The organism is Sphaerospermopsis reniformis (genome assembly GCF_005402885.1).
GTDB lineage: Bacteria > Cyanobacteriota > Cyanobacteriia > Cyanobacteriales > Nostocaceae > Sphaerospermopsis > Sphaerospermopsis kisseleviana.
This window is the reverse complement of sequence record NZ_BJCE01000362.1, coordinates 1-3,611: the sequence shown is the minus strand read 5'-3', so window position 1 is coordinate 3,611 and position 3,611 is coordinate 1. Positions and strand designations below refer to the sequence as shown.

The 3,611-nt window shown below is 39.9% G+C and carries 3 protein-coding genes; 2 read left to right on the top strand and 1 reads right to left on the bottom strand.

What is annotated here, in order from left to right; all coding sequences use genetic code 11:
• Positions 1–795 precede the first annotated feature (795 nt).
• Positions 796–1,227: a Tery_1686 family protein gene (locus FFR48_RS26305; RefSeq protein ID WP_096567238.1), complete on the bottom strand. Its 432-nt coding sequence runs from the start codon at positions 1,225–1,227 to the stop codon at positions 796–798.
• Between the two features lie 293 nt (positions 1,228–1,520).
• Here FFR48_RS26305 and psbQ point away from each other — a divergent pair, with 293 nt between their 5' ends.
• A complete protein-coding gene (psbQ, locus tag FFR48_RS26300; RefSeq protein WP_137669390.1) occupies positions 1,521–1,964 on the top strand; it encodes a photosystem II protein PsbQ in 444 nt (147 codons plus the stop codon).
• Positions 1,965–2,214: 250 nt separating this feature from the next.
• On the top strand, positions 2,215–3,363 hold the full coding sequence (locus FFR48_RS26295) for an NAD(P)/FAD-dependent oxidoreductase (protein ID WP_096567234.1): 1,149 nt from the start codon (positions 2,215–2,217) through the stop codon (positions 3,361–3,363).
• The last annotated feature ends 248 nt before the right edge of the window (positions 3,364–3,611 follow it).

Below are 3,611 nucleotides of genomic sequence, written 5' to 3'. Positions count from 1 at the left end.
GGTGTGTGGGGGTCCGGGTGCTGGGGCGGCGGGAGGCGGGTCGGGGGACTGCGGGTCGGTGACTGGGGACCGGGGACTGGGGACTGGGGACTGGGGACTGGGGACTGGTGACTGGGGACTGGTGACTGGGGACTGGGTAATCAATTTTATTATTCCCAATTACCAATTACCAATTACCAATTACCAATTACCAACTACCAACTACCAACTACCAATTTATTAATCTTTAATACCAGATATTGAGGTAGGGTGAATAGTGTTTGAGTTGGAGATAACATAGGAGATCATGGAAGAACCGATATAAAAACCACAAAATATTAAAGTTCCAAAAAAAAACGTAAAGCTAACACATTTAACAGCAAACAGAAAAGAAAATCTACCTGATTTACCAAATGTGGAAAAGCGCATATATTTCCTCGGTGTGGTGTTGATGGTAGATAACACCTGGGGAATATTTAGACGCTGATTAATTCAACTTGCAGAATTATAGAATTATAGAATTATATTTATGACAGAAAATTTGAGATATTTCTGTTGAATATTTATCATATTTTAGGACTTACGCAAGATGTGACTGAAAACCTTATTCTTGCGTAGGGGTAATTCATGTAGCTTGCTTCCCGAAGGGTATTACCCCTACTTTCGTTCCCTTTTGCGTAAGTCCTGATATTTGTTAGCTTGGGAAGGTGTGGGAAGATAGAGAGAAATATTTTAGATTATAAATTTTAGATTGAATTTGAAAAAAACAATCCAAAATCCAAAATCCAAAATCCAAAATTCATAACTCCTGACTCCTTATAAATCAGAATTTATGTTAAAGACTTCTAATATTTGTCTGCAAATTTGTTTGAGTTTGTCACCAATAACAGGAGAAGGTAAAGACTCACCAACAAAACTCCATTGATCTACCGTTGACAGTCGCCATGCTTGCCCACGATGATCAAATCCTGATACTTCAATCCCAATAGCTCGCCGAGATTTATTGATAGGATCTTGATAAAAACGGATTTGAAATAAAACGCTACGACAGCGCCAAGATTTGCTGATTCCCGGAAAGTGAAAACCGATGTCGATGGAATCAGGATCTACGAGTTCCCTGGTTTCTGGGTCATTATGCCAAGGTTTAAGATCGCTTTTGGCATCAGGAAACTCTAATTTAAACAAGTTCACTACTGTAGCAATCTTGCTGGCTAGTTCAAGGTTTGTTGCCTGTTCAGCTGCATTCACGTTAAAACTCTCCTAATATCGCATCAGTCTGTGGGGGATGTGAAAACAGAAAAACCGCCAGAAGGTTTGTCTTATTAGTGTTTCAGCTTATCAAGAACATTGGAAGTTTTGCAACTGTGAATGAAGATTTCCTCACATTTATCACAGGAGTCAGGAGTCAGGATGCAAGAATTTCCTCCCGATGAAGTGAGAGAATTTTTGACAAAACTTTCACTAGTAGGAACGAAAAATTACAGTAGCGATCTAAAATGACACTGTAAATTGGTAAACAAATAGCAAATTAATTTCCTTTTATGGTGCGTCAACGCTCTATTTTGTCACTGATTCTTGTACTTTTGACTACATTCCTGATCAGCTGTGGCAGTCCTAGTGTTGCTACTGCACCTCCAACTTACACACCGGCTCAAGTTGCCAAAATTCAGGAATATTTTCCTGATATTCAAGTGGTGCGCGATCGCTCACAAGAACTGCAAACCCTGATTCAAAGCGGTGAATGGATCAAGGTGGGTAATTTTATTCATGGACCAATGACGGAAGCTAGGCTGAATATGACCTATGTTATCCCCAACCTATTACCCCAAGACCAGTCTAAAGCCAGACAAATTACCAAGGATTTATTGAGTGATTTGGTAAAAATTGACAAAGCTGCTGGTGCAGGTAACACCAGTCAAGCTTTAAGTGCTTACAAAGATGCCTTTGCAGATGTTGACAAGTTCCTACAAATGATTCCAGAGTAAAGTGACTGGTGACTGGGAACTGGTGACTGGGAACTGGTAACTGGTGACTGAGGACTGGGGACAGTAATAGATTTACCCATTATCAATTACCAATTACCTATTACCAATTACCTATTACCAGCTTTAACCAGATAACTAATCACTGACAACTAAATAACTCTGAGTCTTGAGTCACAAAACGCTAGGTTAATCAAGTGATAGGGTGAAGAGGATAGTCTTAACTCTTCATCCCTCACTGTTTACAAAATTTATGAATATAGTAATTATCGGTTGTGGTGTAGTTGGGGCAGCGATCGCCTATCAACTGAGCCAAATTAAAGGTTTAAATATCACTGTTTTTGAGAAAAACCAACCAGCACAAGGTTCTACTGCTGCGGCTTTGGGTGTTTTAATGGGCATTATTAGCCATAAAACCAAGGGTAAAGCTTGGCAGATCCGCGAAGAAAGTATTAAACGTTATCAAACTTTAATTCCTGAACTGGAAGGTATGACAGGGCGGAAAATTCCTTGTAACCGTCAGGGTCTTGTCATGTTATTGTCTGAAGACCCAGAACACCCTTTAGAAAGTGGTGTGGAGGTAATGACAGATTGGGAACAATTACGGGAAATTCGTAAATCTCAAGGATGGCAGTTAGCTGTGTGGGACAAGGAAAAACTAGAAAAATTCTGTCCACAAGTTAATAATTCTACTGTGATTGGTGCTGTTTATTCTCCTCAAGACCTGCAACTCAACCCCACAGCGTTAACTTTAGCTTTGGTAGATGCAGCGCAACGCAATGGGGTAAAATTTAAATTTGGTGTGGCTGTACGCAATCATCAAGCCCCTTCTACTGACATAGTTCAGATCACGCCCCATGTTACTGAAAAACTTAAATTTATGGAAACTTCAGAAGCTAAAGTTGAGGCAGATTGGTTTATTGTGACTGCTGGCTTAGGTTCAACTTTACTCACTAGACAATTAAATCATAAGGTAAATATTCGCCCAGTTTTAGGACAGGCTTTATATTTAAGTTTAGGACGGGTTTTAGGCAATCCTGATTTTCAACCAGTAATTACTGGCAATGATGTTCATCTTGTACCTATGGGTAATGGTGACTATTGGGTGGGTGCTACGGTAGAATTTCCCAATAATGAAGATGAGATTTTAGCTAAAAAAGAATTGTTAGAATCTGTCAAACAACAGGCGATCGCCTTTTGTCCAGATTTATCTGAGGCGAAAATTCTCCGCACTTGGTCTGGTATGCGTCCCCGTCCTGAAGGTAGACCAGCACCCGTGATTGAAAAATTAGCTAATTATAGTAATGTGATTTTAGCCACTGGTCATTATCGCAACGGTGTTTTACTCGCACCTGCTACAGCTTCAATCGTGCAAAATATGATTATGGATCAAGGTTCTTAATATTAGGTGACAGGTGACAGGTGACAGGTGACAGGTGACAGATTAATTAATCAATTTTTCCATCCTGATTTAATCCTGTAAATCCTTAGAGGGTGTTTGAAAAGTTTTTGGCAGTCAAAATGGGAGCAACGCGATTTTGTGAGGTAGGGCAAAAAAAGTGCGATTCCTACGGAGCGCTTCGCTATCGCCAAGCCCAAAACAGGCATCGCTAAAATATTTTTCTGAAATTAATGTTAAATAAATTACAT